The following is a 16,766-nucleotide window of genomic DNA, read 5'->3' as shown; positions in this document are numbered from 1 at the left end:
GGGGAATCCCGTATCGGGAGGCATGACCTAGCGTTAGTGGCGTGGGGAGCGGGTCGTCGCCGACACCGGTGGCGCCGTACAGGCGGGGTTCCGCCCGGTGTTCACCGGTCAATCATCTCGAGCGGACGCTTACTCGGGGTAAATGAGTCCCCGCGCGATTGCCCTGCCGATGGCCTGGGCGGTGGTCAGCGCGTTCAGCTTGGTGCGGGCGGAGCGCAGATGCACTTCCACCGTGCGGTGCGAGATCGACAGGATCCCGCCGATATCCGCCTGGCTCTTGCCGGCGGCGATCCATTGCAGGATCTCGATCTCGCGCGTGGACAGTGCATGCTCGGTGAGCGCTGCCATCAGCTTGTCGTCGCGCATCACCTGATCGTGGATGTTCACGGCGTAGGATTGCAGGTGATAGATCACTTCTTTGCGGAGCTTTTCCCACTCTGAGCGAGGCAGGTTGCTGGTCACGCTGAGGCTGCCGACGTCCCCCAGGGGGCCGCGCACGGGGATCGTGAGACCGAGATTGCTGATTCCGAAATCGTGCGCGTCGCGGAAGACCTTGTCGAAGTTCTCGTTCGGCTCCAGGCGTGACCAGTCGACCGGCGCGATGGAGCGCCGGGCCTCGATCAGAGTGGGATCGATCCTGTGCAACTGGTTTTGAGCGTAGTGGGCCTGCCAATCGGCAGAATACGTCATGAAACCATGGACGCGACCCGAAATCGGATTCGCGCCGGCATAAGCGGCATCGTCCAATCCGTGTTGATCGCAAATCCGTCTCAGGAAATCGATCACGTGGGCCTCTCGGGTGCAGTTGGGTCGGTTCTCTCTAAGGTCCATACCCTTCCACGTGATCGCGGCAAAAGTTTGCCCTTACGGAGCGTTCATGTTCTCACATTTTCGTTGCCGTGCGCAAGCGAGCGCAGGAAGGCCATGACGGCGTCACGCTGCGACGTCTCCAGAGCTGTGAAGATATGTGCAAGTTCACGTGTCTGTGCCGGGCTGAGCGGCGTTTGCGCCGGATTGGACGCCTCCTGCGCTTCACTGAGATCGAGCGCTTCGAAGAAATGGCTGATCGGCATCTCAAGCACACTGGAGATGCGCCACATCTGCGCTGCTGAAATCCGGTTTTGCCCGCTCTCGTACTTCTGGATCTGCTGGAAACGGACGCCCAAACGTTCACCCAGGTCGCGCTGCGTGAGCCCACGCGCCTGGCGCTGCGCACGCACACGCGCGCCGATATGCTTATCTACTAAATTCACTGTACTCTCGCTTTCGGGTGGTATCACACCGCCATAATTCGCCGGAATAAGCAAGCATGACGTTAATCAAGGTCAGCGCCGAGGCGCGGACACTCTGTTGCCGTAAACGAATTAAAAGTCAATCGGGTAGACAAAAAGGCCGCGCCAGATAAAGCGCGGCCTTAATTTGCGACATGTTGTCGCAGAGGGGTTGCCTCCGCGAAAGAAGCCCGGAACCGATCAGTACCGGGGATCGTCGCTGTTGTCGGGCTCTTCCGATTCGGTGTCCTGGTCCGGCGCGGTCTCGAGGTCGTCGAGCTGCGCGGCACCGATGTCGTCGAAAAGCTCGGAGATCTCGAACTCCGCCTGCGCCTCTTCCTCGGCGGCGACGTCCTGGATCGACTTGCCGGCCTTCTGGATCTCCGCCTCTTCAGGCGAACGGGCGACGTTCAGCGTGACTTCCACGATGACCTCGGGGTGCAGGTGCACCTCGACGACGTGCAGGCCCAGCTCCTTGATCGGCTCGCGGATGATGACCTGCTTGCGGTCGACATCGAAGCCGGCCTCCTTGCAGACCTCGGCCGCGTCGCGCGTGGTCACCGATCCGTAGAGGTTGCCGCCGTCGGAGGCTTGGCGGATCACTACGAACTGTTCGCCACCGAGCTTGTCGCCGACCGATTCGGCTTCCTTGCGGCTCTCGAGGTTCTTGGCCTCGAGGTGCTGCTTCTCGGCTTCGAAGCGGGCGATGTTCTCTTTCGAGGCGAACAGCGCCTTGCCCTGAAGCAGGAGGAAGTTGCGCGCGTAACCGGGCTTCACGTCAACGACGTCGCCCATCTGGCCGAGCTTGGCCACGCGTTCCAGCAGAATGACTTGCATCTCTCTCTCCTTACTTCACGGCGTAGGGGAGAAGCGCGAGGAAACGGGCGCGCTTGATGGCGCGCGCAAGTTCGCGCTGCTTCTTGGAGCTGACGGCGGTGATGCGCGAGGGCACGATCTTGCCGCGCTCGGACACGTAACGCTGCAGCAGCTTGGTGTCTTTGTAGTCGATCTTGGGCGCGTTCTCACCGGAGAACGGGCAGACCTTGCGGCGGCGGAAAAACGGTTTTGCTGCCATGGTTTATGCTCCTTTTCTCGGGTGATCAGTTGCGGCGTTCGCGACGGCGGTCGTCGCGTTCGTCGCGTTTCTGCATCTGGATCGACGGGCCTTCCTCGTGCTCTTCGACTTTGATGGTCAGCACGCGCATGACGTCGTCGTGAAGGCGCATCAGGCGCTCCATCTCCTGCACCGCCTCGGCCGGGGCGTTGGTGCGCAGGAAGGCGTAGTGGCCCTTGCGGTTCTTGTTGATCTTGTAGGCCATGGTCTTCACGCCCCAGTATTCGCTGTCGACGAGCGTGCCGCCGTTGTCCGACAGGATGGAGGTGAAGTGTTCGACAAGGCCTTCGGCCTGCGCGCTGGACAGGTCCTGACGCGAGATAAAGACATGCTCGTAAAGCGGCATGCGGTCTCCGTATCGTTCTGGCGCATTTCAAAGGACAGGCATCAGGATCCTTTCGCGCCTGCCCACGAGAGACTGCGCGGGTTCCGACGTGATGTTGCGAAAGGAAGGCCCCGTATACACACATGCGCTGTCCGCGCAAGGGGATCGGGCGAAGGGCGTCAGGTTCGCGCCGAGGTTGTGCCTCATTGTCGCCGATTTGGTTAGGGATTGTTTAAGAAGGTGGAAGAAGAGGGAAGTCCCGATGTCGCATGGCGCAGATCGTCCGAACGGAACCGGCAATCCGTCGCCGGCAGAACGCCCCCTGCACGCCGCGCTGCGCCTCTTGAGCCTTGTCGCGGGTTCGGCGTTGGTGGCTGTCGCGCTGGCGCTGTGGGCGGCAGCGGCGGCTCCGGCGCAGCTGCCGGCGATGCCGGCGTTCAAGCTGGGCTTGTCGGTATTCCTTGGCCTGCCGGGCCTGTCTCTCCTGGCTGCGTCGACGCCGCGCCGCAGCACCGTGTTCAATGCTCAACAGGGTCTGTGAGCGCGGACGGAGTTGATCGCGCGGCGGCGAAGGACACCTCTTTGCGTGGCAAACGCCCATAACCCAAGAGGATATCCATATGACCCGTTTCGCTGCGGCCACCGCGCTCGCGCTTCTGCCCGCCACCGCCGCACTGGCCGAACCCGTCGCCTACGATGTCGACAGCTCGCACGCCCAGATCGTGTTCAGCTACGATCACCTCGGCTTTTCCACCGGCTACGGCATGTTCTCTGGCTTCGAGGGCGAGATCATGTTCGACCAGGAGGAGCCGGCAAATTCGTCGGTCGAGGTCTCCTTTCCCGTCCGTTCCATGCTGACCGGCTGGGAAGAGCGGTTCGAGCACTTCATGTCCGACGACTTCTTCGGTGCGTCAGAGGACGACATGGTGACCTTCACCTCCACCGGCATCGAGGTCACGGGCGAGAGCAGCGCCGAGATCACCGGCGATCTGACTCTGAACGGCGTGACCAAGGAGGTGGTGCTCGACGCCACGCTGAACCAGGCAGGCGAGCACCCGATGGAGGGCGAGCCCTGGGCCGGCTTCTCGGCGACCACGACGCTGATCCGCTCCGACTACAACCTCGGCATGTTCGCACCCTACGTGAGCGACGAGGTAGAGGTCGAGATCTCGCTGGAAGCGATGCAGGCCGACGACAGCGAAGGCTGATCGGTTCGCCCTATCAAGACGACGAACGGCCCGCCGGGATCCCGGCGGGCCGTATTTCGTGTGGAGGCGTGGCAGATCAATCCCCGGCAGCGCGCTCTGCGGTCAGAGACACGTCCACGCGCACGTTGCGTCCGACCTGACTCTCGCTTGTGCCGGTCCCGACGTCGTAGGCCAGGCGGTCAAGCGTTGTACTGCCCGACATGCGCGCGGTGTCGTCCTCCAGCTCCAGATCGAACGGCAACTGCACCCGCACCTCGCTGCCCTTGAGTGACAGGGTACCCTCGGCGACCCAACCATCCTCTGTTCGCAGAATGTCGGCGGCGAAGGTGGCGCGGGGATGGGCCTCCGCGGCGAGGAAGTCGGGCCCCGTCGCCTGTTTCGTGACCGACCCGATGGTCAGCGACCCGACCGCGATCTCCACGGTGACGGACCCCGCCCTGCCGGGGCTGTCCCGATCCTCGAAGGTGATGTCGGCGGTCCAGTCGTTGAAGGTTCCGGTGACCTCGTCGTTCATCTGCGTCACCGCGATGGCCAGCGTGCCGTCCTGCACCTGCCAGTCGGACGCGACCGCTTCGAGCGCCGGGGCGGGAGGCGCGGCGGCGTCGGACCGAAATGTGCCGAGCGCGGCGCCGGTGCCGAACGCGGCGGCCCAGACCAGCACCGCAAGACCTGCGGGCAGGGCGTGGCCCGGCCGCCCGGCGGTGCCGCCGGCGCGGGTGCGGCCCGGCAGCATGCGCCGCAGCGTGGCATCACCATCGACCAGGTGGTGCTTGAGTGCGCCGGCGACGTGGAGCGCGATGGACCCGGCCAGCACCCAGACCAGCACGACATGCACGGCCCAGGCGCCCTCGGCCAGCGCCGGGGAGGCGGGGACGAGCGGCAGGCCCTGTCCCAGCGGCCACCATATCGGCGCGAAGCCCTCGCTTGCCGCGTGCCCGATCCAGCCGGCCAACGGCACCGCGACAAGGCTGCCGTAGAGCAGCCAGTGCACCGTCTCGGCCGCCAGCGTCTCGGCGGGCCGCTCGGGGTGGAGCGGCGCGGGCTTGGGCTGGGTCAGGGCCCAGAGGATCCGCGCCAGCGCCAGGAAGAACAGTGTCACGCCCAGCGTCTTGTGGATCGAGAAGAGCGTCGTCTTCACTGTCAGCGCGCTGCCGGGATCGGTCGGCACCCAGACGGCGGCGAGTCCCAGGGCAAGGTTGGCGATGATGCCGAGGGCGGTCGCCCAGTGCAGGGTCTTGGTGACCGCGCCGTAATGGTCGGCGGCGTTCGTGGCGGCCATCTGTCGGGTCCTCCGGGTCAGGATGCGGCGGCGCCGCGGTGCAGCGTTCAATGTCGTTGGATGCTGCATTTAATGAGGCGGGCGGTATGCGCAATCGGCGCCATTGCACAGCCCCTGTGCCGATCCGTTGCGCCGCCCGGAGCGGGCCTGTAAAGGACCGCGAAACTCAGGCTGCGACAGGAGGAGCCGCACGATGAGCCGTGCCTTCGTATTCCCCGGGCAGGGGGCCCAGACCATCGGCATGGGCCGCGATCTGGCCGATGCCTATCCCGCCGCCCGCGCGGTCTTCGAGGAGGTCGACGATGCACTGGGCGAAAAGCTGTCCGCCCTGATCTGGGAGGGCGAGGCGGAGGAGCTCACGCTCACCCGGAATGCCCAGCCGGCGCTGATGGCGACGTCGCTCGCCGCGATGCGGGCGCTGGAGGCCGAGGGCGTGGCGGTGGCCGATGCCGCTTTCGTCGCGGGCCATTCGCTGGGCGAATACTCCGCCCTGGCGGCGGCGGGCGCGCTGAACGTGGCCGATTGCGCGCGGCTCCTGCGGATTCGCGGTCGCGCGATGCAGGAGGCGACGCCGGTCGGCACCGGCGCGATGGCGGCGATCCTCGGTCTCGACCTCGCATCCGTTCAGGAAGTCGCCGCGGAGGCGGCCGAGGGCGAGGTCTGCGAGGCCGCCAATGACAACGACCCGGCGCAGGTCGTCGTCTCGGGCCACCGCGCGGCGGTAGAGCGGGCGGTGGAGATCGCCAAGGGCCGCGGCGCCAAGCGCGCGCTCCTGTTGCCCGTCTCGGCCCCCTTCCATTGCGCGCTGATGGCACCGGCGGCCGAGGCGATGCGCGACGCGCTCGCGGACGTGGCGATCTCCGATCCGGCGGTGCCGCTCGTTCCCAACGTGCGCGCCGAAGCGGTGAGCGACGCCGCCACGATCCGCGATCTGCTGGTCGCGCAGGTCACCGCCGCCGTGCGTTGGCGGGGGAGTGTCGCGTGGATGGCCGGGCAGGGTGTCACCGAGGTCTGGGAAATCGGCGCCGGCAAGGCGCTGTCGGGTATGGTCAAGCGTATCGACCGATCGGTCGCCACGCGCGCCGTCGGCAGCCCGGCAGACGTGATCGCCGCCGCCGGCGCCTGAGGCGGGCAGTTGCCTGATCGTAAACAATAGATGTTTCTCACGGTTATCGTTGACGAAGTGGCGCCTCGACTGCGCATAGTTCCCGCCGGACTGGGAGGAAGGACGTGACGCATGTTCAATCTTGAAGGAAAGACCGCATTGGTGACCGGTGCCTCGGGGGGCATCGGCGGTGCCGTCGCCACGGCGCTGCACACCGCCGGTGCCACGGTGGCGCTCTCTGGCACGCGCGAGGCGCCGCTTCGCGAACTGGCGGATACACTCGGGGAGCGGGCCAACGTGCTGCCGTGCAACCTGTCGGACGCCGACGCAGTCAACGCATTGCCGAAGCAGGCCGCCGACGCGATGGGCGGTGTCGACATTCTGGTCAACAACGCAGGTATCACGCGCGACGGGCTGTTCATGCGTATGTCCGACGATGACTGGACGCAGGTGCTCGACGTCAACCTGACGGCGGCCTTTCGGCTGACACGCGGTGTGCTGCGCGGCATGATGAAGTCGCGTTGGGGGCGCATCGTGAACGTTTCGTCGATCGTGGGGGCCACCGGCAATCCGGGGCAGGGCAACTATGCCGCCGCCAAGGCCGGTCTGATCGGGATGACCAAGTCGCTCGCCTCCGAGGTGGCGCCGCGCGGGATCACCGTGAACGCGCTCGCCCCCGGCTTCATCGAGACGGCGATGACCGAGAAGCTGACCGCGGACCAGAAGGCTGACATGCTCAGCCAGATTCCCGCCGGGCGCATGGGCACACCCGAGGAGATCGCCGCCGCCGCACTCTACCTCGTCAGCCCCGAAGCCGGCTACGTGACCGGCGCGACCCTGCACGTGAACGGCGGTATGGCGATGCTGTGACGGGCCTCAAATGCAGACTGCGAAAGCGTTTGCCATCCCCGATCCATATGCTATAGGCGCGGGCAGCTTTGGCCCCGGCGGCGGTTGTGCCGTTTACGGGGACACGGTCCCAGTGCCCGGTCATGCGCCTCGAAGGTGCCGGCGGCGCGGGGCCGCGCGCCGAGGCAGAGGAACCAGAGGCGCCGCGCGGCGGCGGGCAAGACACATACCGGCCCGGCTTCAGGGCATGGACGAATCCGGGTCCGAGCGGCTCGAAACCATTGTGAGGAATAAGACATGAGCACCATCGAAGAGCGCGTGCGCAAGATCGTGGTCGAGCATCTGGGCGTCGAAGAAGAGAAGGTCGTCGACAACGCGTCCTTCATCGACGATCTGGGCGCCGACAGCCTCGACACGGTCGAGCTGGTCATGGCCTTCGAAGAGGAGTTCGGGATCGAGATCCCGGACGACGCGGCCGAGACCATCCAGACCTTCGGTGATGCCGTGAAGTTCATCAAGGACGCGACCTGATCCCAGGCGCGCCGATGGCGTGACGCGGGGCGGGCCTTCGGATCGAAGGTGCCGCCCCGTTTCTTTTTCGGGGGCGCACGTTGGCGTGCGGCCTCTGGCTGGCTCTGTTCGCGAGTGGACGGCGGGAAAAGCCCCGCGCGGAACTCGGGGCCGCAGGCCGCGGCGCATCACCGGCCGGCGATTTGCGGACGCTTGCGCGCCTCTGCAAGGAGTTTCGGAAGTAGCGGGACCAGAGCCCTGCCGCTCGGAGGTTCGTGTCGCCGAACTGCGGCTTGGCTCCGGGACCGGTGCAGGACCGCCTTCAGCGCGGGTGGGTACGGTCTGATCCCTGCGAGGCCGCTGTCGGCAGCGTGTCGGCCTTGACCGCGCCGCGCTCGCCCATCGGCCGACGCGGGCCGATGGTGGTATCGGCGCTGGTATGGTGCTCCATCTCGGCGTTGAACTCCGCCCCGAGGAGCACGATGAAAGCCGACAGCCAGAGCCAGGTGAGCAGGATGATCACGCCGCCGAGCGTGCCGTATGTTTCGTTGTAGCTGCCGAAATTCTGCACGTAGGCGGAAAAGCCGATCGTGCCGGCGACCCAGAGCAGTGCCGCGATCAGCGCGCCGGGCGACACCCAGCGCCATTGCGGGCGGCGTCGCGACGGCCCGAACCGGTAGAGGAACGACAGTCCGAACACGGTCATGGCCAGCAGGATCGCCCATTTCGACAGCCGCAGCAGCATGTCGATACCGGAGCCGAAGCCGACGAAGCCCATGATCGCGGGAATCACCACGACCGCGTTCAGCGCCACGATGACGCCGAAGAGCAGGGCCACGGTCAGCCCGACCGCGACGAGGTTGATGACGATGATGTTGCGCTTCTCCGTCTCGCCATAGGCGATGTTCATGCCCGCCATCAGCGTCTTGACGCCCCGCATCGCGCCGTAAATGGCCAGCGACAGCGCCAGGAGCGCGGCGAGCCCGGTGGCGGTCTGATCGCCGCCGGTGACCTCGAGCACCTGGTCCTGGATGATCGTTGCGGCGTCCTGCGGCAGCATCCCCGCCAGTTGGTCGAGTTGCTGGGTCAGGTCGGACGGGTCGAGCACGTAGCCCGCCAGCGAGATGAAGGCGGTCGCGGCGGGAAAGATTGACAGCAGCGTGTAGAACGCGACTCCCGCGGCGACCACGGAGATGTTGTCCTCCCCGGTGTTCACCGCGACGCGGCGCAGGATTCGCCACCAGCTGCGGCGGGGCAGATCGCGCGGCCGCTCCGCTTCGGGAAAGCGGGGGGCGGTTCTGGGCTCGGTGTCGCTGGTCGTCATTCGCTCCGGTCCTCGGCAGGAAGGTGCCGTCCTGCGCCGCGACATAGCGCATCGTACGCCAGTGGCGACGTGGCGTCGGCCCGGCAGGGAAGACGTGTTGCGCGAAAGCACGGGATTTGGCGGCTGCGTCTCTCACGTAGGAGGGCCGGTCCCGGTATGGCGATGGGGGCCCCGGCTCAGACCCGGCACCGATTGGGAAAGCGCCGGCCTGCCTTCACGTTTCGATGCCAGGGCCGAAGGACCACGCGCGCAGGGAAGACCGTCCGCCGCGCATCGCCGTGCCGTCCCCGGCCCGACGATTGGCGGATGTGCGGCGCGACGCTCTGAACGCGTTCTGATCCGGACGCCATAGACCCCGGCCGCTCGACCGTGGCGATCGCCGGGGCGCGGCCGGGTGGGCGATAGCTCGGGGATACGGTTCGTTTTTTGCAAGCAGTGAAGATACAGCTACCATCTACTGCCGGGCGCCGATGCCCTTCCGGCCTCGGGGACGAAGTGCGTCTGCTCAGGCGCCGGCACCGAGCCGCGACAGCCAGCCCTCGACCCGCTCACGGTTCACGTCCATGTCCGATTGGCCGAACCGCAGGCGCGCCCAGAGCTCGATTACGTCGTCCTTGCGGGCGATCGTCGTGTAGTCGGGAAAACCGAACCACTTGGACCGGGTGACGTAGGTCAGGTGCCCCTCCTCGACGCTGCCGGCCAAAAGCTCTGTTCGCGGCGTGGCAAGGATGATGGCGTTGAGACGCTCCAGAGTATCCTCACCGGCCGGAATGCGGCGGCGCACGCCGGTCGCCATGTCCTGATCCGCGGTCACCTGCGGATCGACATGCCACACCTCCGGGTCGGACGGGGCCAGCCGGATCCAGGCCAGTCCGCCGATGACCACGAGCAAGATGAGCCAGAACACCATTTTCAAGCCGAATGTCCCCGAATTGGATGCCACGGGCCGGTCATGCGCCGGCGCCCTTGCGCCGGGTCCAGCCCCAGAGGCACAGGATTTCCATCGCCACATGCGCGCCGGCAACCGCCGTCGAGCCGGTGACGTCGTAGGCCGGCGACACCTCGACGACGTCGCCGCCGACGATGTCGAGCCCGGCAATCTGCCGCAGGATAAGCGCCGCCTGGCCGGATGTCAGCCCGCCCCAGACCGGCGTGCCGGTGCCCGGCGCGAATGCCGGGTCGAGAGCGTCGATGTCGAAGGTCAGGTAGCACGGCCCGTCCGCGATCACCTCGCGGATACGCGCTGCGACGGCGTCGGGTCCGGTGCGGTGCACCTCGGGGGCGTCAATCAGGTTCACCCCCAGCATGTCGGGGTTCTCGGTCCGGATGCCCACCGCGACGGAGCGGGCGGGGTCGATCAGCCCCTCCTTCACCGCCTTGTAGACAAAGGTACCGTGGTCGATGCGCTCGGGGTCGTCGTCGGCCCAGCTGTCGGAATGGGCGTCGAACTGCAGAAGCGCCAGCGGCCCGTGGCGCTCTGCATGGGCGCGCAGCAGCGGCAGGGTGATGGAATGATCGCCCCCGAGGGTCAGGCAGGCCGCGCCCGTCGAGAGGATCCTTCGCGCATGATTCTCGATCGCCTGCGGGACGGAGGCGACCTTGGCGTAGTCGAAGGCGACGTCGCCGTAATCGATCACCGCGAACTCTTCGAGCGGTGAGAAGCCCCAGCCGTAGGGCGGGTCGTAAGGCTGCAGGCTCGACGCCTCGCGGATCGCGCGGGGGCCGAAGCGGCAGCCGGGGCGGTGCGTGACCGCCTGGTCGAACGCCACCCCTGTCACTGCGACGTCGACGCCGGCAAGATCCTTGGTATATCGCCGCCTCAGGAAGGAGGGCGCCCCGGCGAAGGCGTTCTCGTAGGACAGACCGCGCGCGTCGTCGCGCGTGAATGCGTGGTCGATCTGGTGCTTCGCGTCTTCGAGTGCCATTGCCGTCATCCGCTGCCGCGTGCGGGCCTTGGGCCCGCCCCCGTGTAGACGCGCTCGCAAGCGGCGATGCAAGCCCTTGGCGGTGCCGGCGACGGCGGACGGGCGGGGAGGCGCCGGGGACTACGGTGCGCCCCGAGTGCCTGTTCCGCGCGTGCCGTCCGGTTCGAGCTTGGAGCGAGCCGCGCATCGACGGGCCGCGGTCCGGCTATCCCGACCGTAGAACGGCAGCGCTTTTTGGCCGCCACCCTGGCACGACCTCGGAGCGAAGCTCAGACGTCACCCAATCGCCGGTCCGGCGGGGCGGCCCGGCGATGCGCGCTCCTCGGGCTTACGCCGCGCCACTGGCGCGACGGTCCCTCGTCGCCCTTCGGCCTTGATTCCGCGCTTGGGCATTGTTCGCCACGCAGTGCAGCCTCTGGGCTGACGGGACGCGAACGACCAGCCCTCAGCCCGCCGCCCCGTGCCGCCGTTCCACGATCCGCGCGAAGAGCGATGCGCCGATGGGGGCGATCTCGTCGTTGAAATCGAACGCCGGGTGATGCACCGACGGCCCCGCGCCCTGGCCGAGCTTGAGATAGGCGCCCGGCCGCGCTTCCAGCATGTAGGAGAAATCCTCTGCCCCCATGGCCGGGGCCGTCTCCGCGTTCACCTCTGCCGAGACCTCGCGTGCGACCTCCGCGGCAAAGGCGGTTTGCGCCGGGTGGTTCACCGTTGGCGGGTAGGATCGCTGGTAGTCCAGATCCGCCGCCACGCCGTAGCTCGCCGCCTGTCCGGCGACGATCTCGCGCACCCGCCGTTCGGCCAGATCGCGCAGGGCGGCGTCGAAGGTACGCACCGTGCCGGCAAGCCACGCGCGTTCGGGGATGACGTTGGTGGCCGATCCCGCCTGCACGAGCGTCAGCGACAGCACGATCTGCGCCATAGGATCCGCGTTGCGCGACACGACGGTCTGAAGCGCCTGTCCGGTCCCCAGCGCCGCCGGAATCGGATCGACCGTGCCGTGCGGGCGGGCGGCGTGGCCGCCACGTCCCGTCAGGACGATTTCGAAATCGTCCACCGCCGCCATGATCGGCCCCGGCCGGGTGGAGATCTTGCCCACCGGATTGCCCGGATCGGTGTGAAGCGCGTAGACCTCCTCGATCCCGAAGCGGTCCAGGACACCGTCCTCCACCATGATCCGGGCCCCACCAATGGTCTCTTCTGCCGGCTGGAAAATCAGCGCCACGGTGCCGGAAAAGACGCGCGTCTCCGCCAGGTATCGCGCAGCGCCAAGGAGCATCGCGGTGTGACCGTCATGGCCGCAGGCGTGCATGCGGCCGGGCACGGTGGAGGCATGGGGCGCGCCGGTCTCTTCGGTGATCGGCAGCGCGTCCATGTCGGCGCGCAGGCCGGTGACGGGCCCGGGCCCGGAGCCATGAATCAGACCCACGACGCCGGTTTCCGCCAGCCCCTCGTGCACCTCGTCGACGCCGAACTCGCGCAGTCGCGCGGCGACGAAGGCGCCCGTCTCGTGGCATTCGAGGCCAAGCTCGGGATGCGCGTGCAGGTGCCGTCGCCAGGCCGTCATGTCCGGGGCGAAGGCGGCGATGCGGTTGAGGACGGGCATGGACAAGGCCTCGGGCTTTGGGTCAGGTGCGCGAGAAAACCGCAGAACGGAGGCGCGCGCAATGTCGGACGATCTGGTCTTCGATCCCGAGGGTGGGATGCCGCGCCTGCGCGAGATCATGCGCCGCCTGCGCGACCCGGAAACGGGCTGCCCCTGGGACATCGCACAGGACTTCGCCTCCATCGCGCCCTACACGATCGAGGAAGCCTACGAGGTCGCCGACGCGATCGAGCGCGAGGCGTGGGGCGAGTTGAAGGGCGAGCTCGGGGACCTGCTGTTCCAGTCGGTTTACCACGCGCAGATGGCGGACGAGGCCGGGCTGTTCGATCTGGACGATGTGGCGAACGCCATCGCCGACAAGATGGTGGCGCGGCACCCGCATGTCTTCGGGAACGAATCGAACGCCAAGAGCGCGGAGCAGCAGACCCGCGACTGGGAAGCCGTGAAGGCGGCCGAGCGCGCCGGGCGGGCCGAGACCGGCGTCCTGGACGGCGTGGCGCAGGGGCTGCCGGCGCTGACCCGCGCGGTGAAACTGCAGAAGCGGGCGGCACGGGTCGGCTTCGACTGGCCCTCGACTGACGAGGTCATCGACAAGATCGTCGAGGAGGCGCGCGAGTTGCGCGAGGCCGAGGGCTCGGCGCACCGTGAGGAGGAGTTCGGCGACCTCCTGTTCGTCATGGCCAACCTCGCGCGGCACATGGACATCGACCCAGAGGCGGCGCTGCGCGCGGCCAGCGCCAAGTTCACTCGCCGGTTCGGGGCGATCGAGGCGGCACTGGCGCGCGACGGCCGCACGCCGTCCGAGAGCGATCTGGCCGAGATGGACGCGCTCTGGGACGCGGCGAAGGCAGCGGAGAAGGGGTAGGCGCAGGACAGGGCTCTAAGGCGCCGGGCCGGGAAGCGCGGGGCTCGGCAGTGAGGCCTTACATCGCACACGACGTCTGGACGATGTCGTTCCGCTACCGCAGCGCCGCGAACGCGGCCGGCGCCGAGTCGGCCGGCGCCTCCAACTTGGCGCCAACGCAGCCCTCGTGCAGCTCCCGCCACATCGGGTTGTTCAGCGACATCTGGCATTGCGCCGTGAACACGCGTCCGCCGACCTCCAGGCAGATCGTCTCGCCCATCTCGACACGGCCGCCGGTACTGTCCGTGCAGTAGCACTCGATCACCCGACCGCCGCCGACGCTGTCCGCCAGGGCGGGCAGGGGCCAGAGCAAGGCAAGCGCGGCGATCCTGTACATGTGCGTATACTACCACGCGCGCCCGCTTGACCAAAGCGCGCCGATGGCCGACAGACACCGCCCATGGTCCCCGAAGAACGCCTTGCCCAGATCGTAGACAGGTTCGAGTATCTCGAGGCCCGCATGGCCGAGGGTTCGGGTGACATCGCCGCGCTCGGGCGCGAATACGCGGAACTGAAGCCGGTGGTGGAACGCATCTCGGAATGGCGTGACCTGCGGCGCGAACTCGAAGAGGCCGAGGCGCTGGCGGACGATCCCGAGATGGCGGACCTCGCCGAAGAAGAAGCGACCCGTCTGCGCGCCGAACTGCCCGAGGCCGAGCACGCGCTCGAGATAGCGCTTCTGCCGACCGATTCCGCCGACGCGCGCCCGGCGATCCTGGAGATCCGCCCCGGCACCGGTGGAGAAGAGGCGGCGCTTTTCGCCGCCGACCTGCAGCGCATGTACACCCGCTACGCCGAGGCGCAGGGATGGCGCGTCGAGGTGATCGAAGAGCAGCCGACCGAACTTGGCGGCCTGCGCGAGCTCGTCGCGCGGATCTCGGGCGAGGGCGTCTTCGCCCGGCTGAAATACGAATCGGGCGTCCACCGTGTGCAACGCGTGCCCACGACCGAAAGCGGTGGGCGCATCCACACCTCCGCCGCGACCGTCGCGGTGCTGCCAGAGGCCGAGGCGGTGGACATCGACATTGACCCGAACGACCTGCGCATCGACACGATGCGCTCGTCGGGGGCCGGCGGGCAGCACGTCAACACCACCGATTCGGCGGTGCGCATCACCCACGTGCCCACCGGGCTTGTCGTCACATCGTCCGAAAAGTCGCAGCACCGCAACCGCGAGATCGCGATGAACGTGCTTCGCGCGCGGCTCTACGACATGGAGCGGCAGAAGGCAGCGGCGGAGCGGTCGGACATGCGCAAGACGCAGGTCGGCTCCGGCGATCGCTCCGAGCGCATCCGCACCTATAACTTTCCGCAGGGGCGGATGACGGACCACCGCATCAACCTCACGCTCTACAAGCTGGACCAGGTGATGGCGGGCGACCTCGACGAGGTCATCGATGCGCTCACCGCCGACGCACAAGCGGCGATGCTGGCCGAGATGCAGGCGTGACCGGCACCGAGGCGCTGGCCCGCGCCACCCGTCGTCTGGCCGAGGCCGGGGTGGCGGAGGCCGCCCGTGACGCCCGGCGGCTTCTGGCGCACGCGCTCGACATCGCGCCGGGGCGGTTGAGCCTCGCCGCACCCGAACCGCTCACTGAGTTGGCCCGCGGCCAGTTCGAACGGCTGGTGGAGGCGCGCGCGTCCCGCGTGCCCGTCAGCCACCTGACCGGCACACGCAGTTTCTGGGGCCGCGACTTCCGCGTCACGCCCGACGTGCTCGATCCCCGCCCGGAGACCGAGACGCTTGTCGCCGAAGCGCTGTCGGCGTCTTTCACGCGGGTGCTGGACCTCGGCACCGGATCGGGCTGTATCCTGCTGAGCATTCTGGCCGAAGCGCCCGAGGCGACCGGGCTCGGCACCGACATCTCCGGGCCCGCCCTTGCCGTCGCCCGCGAGAACAGCGCGCGGCTCGGGCTGGAGGGCAGGGCGGAGCTGCGGGAAGGTACGTGGGTGGGGCCGCTCGCCGCGGACGACCGCTTCGATCTCGTGGTCTCGAACCCGCCCTACATCGCGGCGGCGGAAATGGCGGGCCTCGCCCCCGAAGTCAGGAACCACGAGCCGCCGGCGGCGTTGACTGACAATGGCGACGGGCTTTCGGCCTATCGCGCCATCGCCGCCGCCGTGCCCGGGCACATGACGCCGGGCGCCCGCATCCTCGTTGAAATCGGGGAAAGCCAAGGCGAAGCGGTCGCCCGCATCTTTGCCACCGCGGGCCTGACAGAGCCGCGGATTCTGCCCGATCTCGACGGGCGCGACAGGGTCGTGATGGCCACCAACGCGGGAATCGCCTCGAATTGACGCTTTTTTGGGGGCTATCGGGTTGTAATGTGCGAGGGGACATGTTTACTGCGGGATCAGTCGAGCCGGAGGACGGCGTGCGGTCCCGCTCGACGGTAAGCCGAACACTGACGTGACCGGGCAGACAGGGCGCAAGCGGCGCCTCGCTCAATTCCCGCACAGGGTCACGCAGCAGACCAGTCACAAACAAGGCTGACACTCGTAAAATGCGATCTTCCAAATCACGCTCGCGGTCGAAGTCGAACCGCAACCGGAACAACATCGGAAACGTGGTCAACCGCGTCTTCGACAGCTCCGGGCCGGACGGCAAGGTGCGCGGCACGCCGCAGCAGATAATCGACAAGTACAACCAGCTCGCCCGCGACGCCCAGCTTTCGGGCGACCGGGTCGCGACCGAGAATTTCCAGCAGCACGCGGAACACTACCTGCGCATGCTCTCCGAGGCCCAGCGAGAGCAGGACCAGCGGCGCGAGCAGCAGGAACGCGAGAACCGCGAACGCCAGGCGCAGCGCGACCGCGATCGCGGGGATAAGCAGGACAACGACCAGCCGAGAGGCGACCAGAAGTCCGACGGTGACGGCGCTCAGGGACCGGCCCAAGGTGGCCAGAACGATGCCGACGGTAACGGCAAACCTTCCCGCGACAACGCGCAGCCCGACACGGCGACCCAGGGCCCGGCCGAGGCGCCGCAGCAGCAGCGGACCGCCACCAGCGAAAGCGACGTGGTCGAGTTCGCCGAGGACGATGACAGCAGTAGCGGCCTCGTGGAAACTCCGGAAAGTGCCGCGGAAGAGACCCCGAAACCCAAGACGCGCCGCCGCGCGCCTTCTGCGCGCGCGAAGAAGCCCAAGGACGACGCGGCCAAGCCCGATGAGGGAAAGACAGATCCGGCGGCCGACGGTTCCGAGAGCGGAAGCGGCGCGGCTACGGCCGAAGGCGGCAAGAAACCCGCGCGGTCCCGCGGTCGCAAGAAGTCAGGCGGCGAGGGCGAGTCGTCCGATAGCGGCGACGACACATCGTCGGAGACCCGCGCCGCGGAGTGATCCGC

20 protein-coding genes are annotated in these 16,766 nt (G+C 67.6%); 9 read left to right on the top strand and 11 right to left on the bottom strand.

What is annotated here, in order from left to right:
• Positions 1–129 precede the first annotated feature (129 nt).
• The 5 genes from F3H57_RS11735 to rpsF form a co-directional block, all read right to left on the bottom strand.
• Positions 130–831 (bottom strand): autoinducer binding domain-containing protein, encoded by a 702-nt coding sequence (locus F3H57_RS11735; protein WP_149756095.1) that lies wholly within the window; start codon positions 829–831, stop codon positions 130–132.
• A 44-nt stretch (positions 832–875) separates the two neighbouring features.
• Entirely contained in the window at positions 876–1,253 is a 378-nt protein-coding gene (locus tag F3H57_RS11730; RefSeq protein ID WP_149756094.1) for a helix-turn-helix domain-containing protein, read from the bottom strand.
• A 219-nt stretch (positions 1,254–1,472) separates the two neighbouring features.
• On the bottom strand, positions 1,473–2,108 hold the full coding sequence (gene rplI, locus F3H57_RS11725) for a 50S ribosomal protein L9 (protein WP_149756093.1): 636 nt from the start codon (positions 2,106–2,108) through the stop codon (positions 1,473–1,475).
• 10 nt (positions 2,109–2,118) lie between these two features.
• On the bottom strand, positions 2,119–2,346 hold the full coding sequence (gene rpsR / locus F3H57_RS11720) for a 30S ribosomal protein S18 (protein WP_043765662.1): 228 nt from the start codon (positions 2,344–2,346) through the stop codon (positions 2,119–2,121).
• Positions 2,347–2,371: 25 nt separating this feature from the next.
• Positions 2,372–2,731, bottom strand: a complete 360-nt coding sequence (gene rpsF, locus F3H57_RS11715; RefSeq protein WP_149756092.1) for a 30S ribosomal protein S6 — start codon at positions 2,729–2,731, stop codon at positions 2,372–2,374.
• Between the two features lie 241 nt (positions 2,732–2,972).
• Here rpsF and F3H57_RS11710 point away from each other — a divergent pair, with 241 nt between their 5' ends.
• Together F3H57_RS11710 and F3H57_RS11705 are read left to right on the top strand one after the other, a co-directional pair.
• Positions 2,973–3,251 carry a hypothetical protein gene (locus tag F3H57_RS11710; RefSeq protein WP_149756091.1) on the top strand — a complete coding sequence of 93 codons (279 nt, stop codon included), beginning with the start codon at positions 2,973–2,975 and terminating at the stop codon, positions 3,249–3,251.
• A 79-nt stretch (positions 3,252–3,330) separates the two neighbouring features.
• Positions 3,331–3,918: a YceI family protein gene (locus tag F3H57_RS11705; protein ID WP_149756090.1), complete on the top strand. Its 588-nt coding sequence runs from the start codon at positions 3,331–3,333 to the stop codon at positions 3,916–3,918.
• A 76-nt stretch (positions 3,919–3,994) separates the two neighbouring features.
• On the opposite strand, the gene F3H57_RS11700 is transcribed toward F3H57_RS11705, so the two are convergent.
• A complete protein-coding gene (locus F3H57_RS11700) occupies positions 3,995–5,197 on the bottom strand; it encodes a cytochrome b/b6 domain-containing protein (RefSeq protein ID WP_149756089.1) in 1,203 nt (400 codons plus the stop codon).
• Positions 5,198–5,390: 193 nt separating this feature from the next.
• Between F3H57_RS11700 and fabD the strand changes: the two genes are divergently transcribed.
• The 3 genes from fabD (at position 5,391) to F3H57_RS11685 (ending at position 7,682) form a co-directional block, all read left to right on the top strand.
• The gene (gene fabD, locus F3H57_RS11695) at positions 5,391–6,323 is read left to right on the top strand and encodes an ACP S-malonyltransferase (protein ID WP_149756088.1); all 933 of its coding nucleotides are present in this window, start codon (positions 5,391–5,393) and stop codon (positions 6,321–6,323) included.
• Positions 6,324–6,434: 111 nt separating this feature from the next.
• On the top strand, positions 6,435–7,172 hold the full coding sequence (fabG, locus tag F3H57_RS11690) for a 3-oxoacyl-[acyl-carrier-protein] reductase (RefSeq protein WP_149756087.1): 738 nt from the start codon (positions 6,435–6,437) through the stop codon (positions 7,170–7,172).
• A 276-nt stretch (positions 7,173–7,448) separates the two neighbouring features.
• Positions 7,449–7,682 (top strand): acyl carrier protein, encoded by a 234-nt coding sequence (locus F3H57_RS11685; RefSeq protein ID WP_149756086.1) that lies wholly within the window; start codon positions 7,449–7,451, stop codon positions 7,680–7,682.
• Positions 7,683–7,983: 301 nt separating this feature from the next.
• Here F3H57_RS11685 and F3H57_RS11680 read toward each other — a convergent pair whose 3' ends face one another.
• From F3H57_RS11680 to F3H57_RS11665, 4 genes are all read right to left on the bottom strand, one after another.
• Positions 7,984–8,985 carry a YihY/virulence factor BrkB family protein gene (locus F3H57_RS11680; RefSeq protein WP_188129667.1) on the bottom strand — a complete coding sequence of 334 codons (1,002 nt, stop codon included), beginning with the start codon at positions 8,983–8,985 and terminating at the stop codon, positions 7,984–7,986.
• 505 nt (positions 8,986–9,490) lie between these two features.
• A complete protein-coding gene (locus F3H57_RS11675) occupies positions 9,491–9,895 on the bottom strand; it encodes a DUF1499 domain-containing protein (protein WP_149756125.1) in 405 nt (134 codons plus the stop codon).
• A gap of 40 nt (positions 9,896–9,935) precedes the next feature.
• Positions 9,936–10,910, bottom strand: coding sequence for an agmatinase (gene speB / locus F3H57_RS11670; protein ID WP_149756084.1), 975 nt, complete (start codon positions 10,908–10,910; stop codon positions 9,936–9,938).
• 445 nt (positions 10,911–11,355) lie between these two features.
• Positions 11,356–12,516 carry a M20 aminoacylase family protein gene (locus F3H57_RS11665; RefSeq protein WP_149756083.1) on the bottom strand — a complete coding sequence of 387 codons (1,161 nt, stop codon included), beginning with the start codon at positions 12,514–12,516 and terminating at the stop codon, positions 11,356–11,358.
• Positions 12,517–12,577: 61 nt separating this feature from the next.
• Between F3H57_RS11665 and mazG the strand changes: the two genes are divergently transcribed.
• A complete protein-coding gene (mazG, locus tag F3H57_RS11660; RefSeq protein WP_149756082.1) occupies positions 12,578–13,381 on the top strand; it encodes a nucleoside triphosphate pyrophosphohydrolase in 804 nt (267 codons plus the stop codon).
• A 94-nt stretch (positions 13,382–13,475) separates the two neighbouring features.
• Here mazG and F3H57_RS11655 read toward each other — a convergent pair whose 3' ends face one another.
• Positions 13,476–13,757 (bottom strand): hypothetical protein, encoded by a 282-nt coding sequence (locus F3H57_RS11655; RefSeq protein WP_149756081.1) that lies wholly within the window; start codon positions 13,755–13,757, stop codon positions 13,476–13,478.
• 63 nt (positions 13,758–13,820) lie between these two features.
• Between F3H57_RS11655 and prfA the strand changes: the two genes are divergently transcribed.
• The 3 genes from prfA (at position 13,821) to F3H57_RS11640 (ending at position 16,761) form a co-directional block, all read left to right on the top strand.
• Positions 13,821–14,870, top strand: coding sequence for a peptide chain release factor 1 (gene prfA, locus F3H57_RS11650; protein ID WP_149756080.1), 1,050 nt, complete (start codon positions 13,821–13,823; stop codon positions 14,868–14,870).
• The gene (gene prmC, locus F3H57_RS11645) at positions 14,867–15,718 is read left to right on the top strand and encodes a peptide chain release factor N(5)-glutamine methyltransferase (RefSeq protein ID WP_149756079.1); all 852 of its coding nucleotides are present in this window, start codon (positions 14,867–14,869) and stop codon (positions 15,716–15,718) included. The genes prfA and prmC overlap by 4 nt, the downstream gene beginning before the upstream one ends.
• A 206-nt stretch (positions 15,719–15,924) precedes the next feature.
• Positions 15,925–16,761, top strand: coding sequence for a DUF4167 domain-containing protein (locus F3H57_RS11640; protein ID WP_149756078.1), 837 nt, complete (start codon positions 15,925–15,927; stop codon positions 16,759–16,761).
• The last annotated feature ends 5 nt before the right edge of the window (positions 16,762–16,766 follow it).

The organism is Roseivivax sediminis (assembly GCF_900112685.1).
Taxonomy (GTDB): domain Bacteria; phylum Pseudomonadota; class Alphaproteobacteria; order Rhodobacterales; family Rhodobacteraceae; genus Roseivivax; species Roseivivax sediminis.
This window is presented reverse-complemented; position numbering and strand designations above follow the sequence as displayed.

Bases quoted from the DNA above. Each gene is read 5' to 3' on its own strand.
- F3H57_RS11735 (WP_149756095.1), bottom strand. From the start codon at position 831: ATGGACCTTAGAGAGAACCGACCCAACTGCACCCGAGAGGCCCACGTG.
- rplI (WP_149756093.1), bottom strand. From the start codon at position 2,108: ATGCAAGTCATTCTGCTGGAACGCGTGGCCAAGCTCGGCCAGATGGGC.
- rpsR (WP_043765662.1), bottom strand. From the start codon at position 2,346: ATGGCAGCAAAACCGTTTTTCCGCCGCCGCAAGGTCTGCCCGTTCTCC.
- rpsF (WP_149756092.1), bottom strand. From the start codon at position 2,731: ATGCCGCTTTACGAGCATGTCTTTATCTCGCGTCAGGACCTGTCCAGC.
- F3H57_RS11710 (WP_149756091.1), top strand. From the start codon at position 2,973: ATGTCGCATGGCGCAGATCGTCCGAACGGAACCGGCAATCCGTCGCCG.
- F3H57_RS11705 (WP_149756090.1), top strand. From the start codon at position 3,331: ATGACCCGTTTCGCTGCGGCCACCGCGCTCGCGCTTCTGCCCGCCACC.
- F3H57_RS11700 (WP_149756089.1), bottom strand. From the start codon at position 5,197: ATGGCCGCCACGAACGCCGCCGACCATTACGGCGCGGTCACCAAGACC.
- fabD (WP_149756088.1), top strand. From the start codon at position 5,391: ATGAGCCGTGCCTTCGTATTCCCCGGGCAGGGGGCCCAGACCATCGGC.
- fabG (WP_149756087.1), top strand. From the start codon at position 6,435: ATGTTCAATCTTGAAGGAAAGACCGCATTGGTGACCGGTGCCTCGGGG.
- F3H57_RS11685 (WP_149756086.1), top strand. From the start codon at position 7,449: ATGAGCACCATCGAAGAGCGCGTGCGCAAGATCGTGGTCGAGCATCTG.
- F3H57_RS11680 (WP_188129667.1), bottom strand. From the start codon at position 8,985: ATGACGACCAGCGACACCGAGCCCAGAACCGCCCCCCGCTTTCCCGAA.
- F3H57_RS11675 (WP_149756125.1), bottom strand. From the start codon at position 9,895: ATGGTGTTCTGGCTCATCTTGCTCGTGGTCATCGGCGGACTGGCCTGG.
- speB (WP_149756084.1), bottom strand. From the start codon at position 10,910: ATGGCACTCGAAGACGCGAAGCACCAGATCGACCACGCATTCACGCGC.
- F3H57_RS11665 (WP_149756083.1), bottom strand. From the start codon at position 12,516: ATGCCCGTCCTCAACCGCATCGCCGCCTTCGCCCCGGACATGACGGCC.
- mazG (WP_149756082.1), top strand. From the start codon at position 12,578: ATGTCGGACGATCTGGTCTTCGATCCCGAGGGTGGGATGCCGCGCCTG.
- F3H57_RS11655 (WP_149756081.1), bottom strand. From the start codon at position 13,757: ATGTACAGGATCGCCGCGCTTGCCTTGCTCTGGCCCCTGCCCGCCCTG.
- prfA (WP_149756080.1), top strand. From the start codon at position 13,821: ATGGTCCCCGAAGAACGCCTTGCCCAGATCGTAGACAGGTTCGAGTAT.
- F3H57_RS11640 (WP_149756078.1), top strand. From the start codon at position 15,925: ATGCGATCTTCCAAATCACGCTCGCGGTCGAAGTCGAACCGCAACCGG.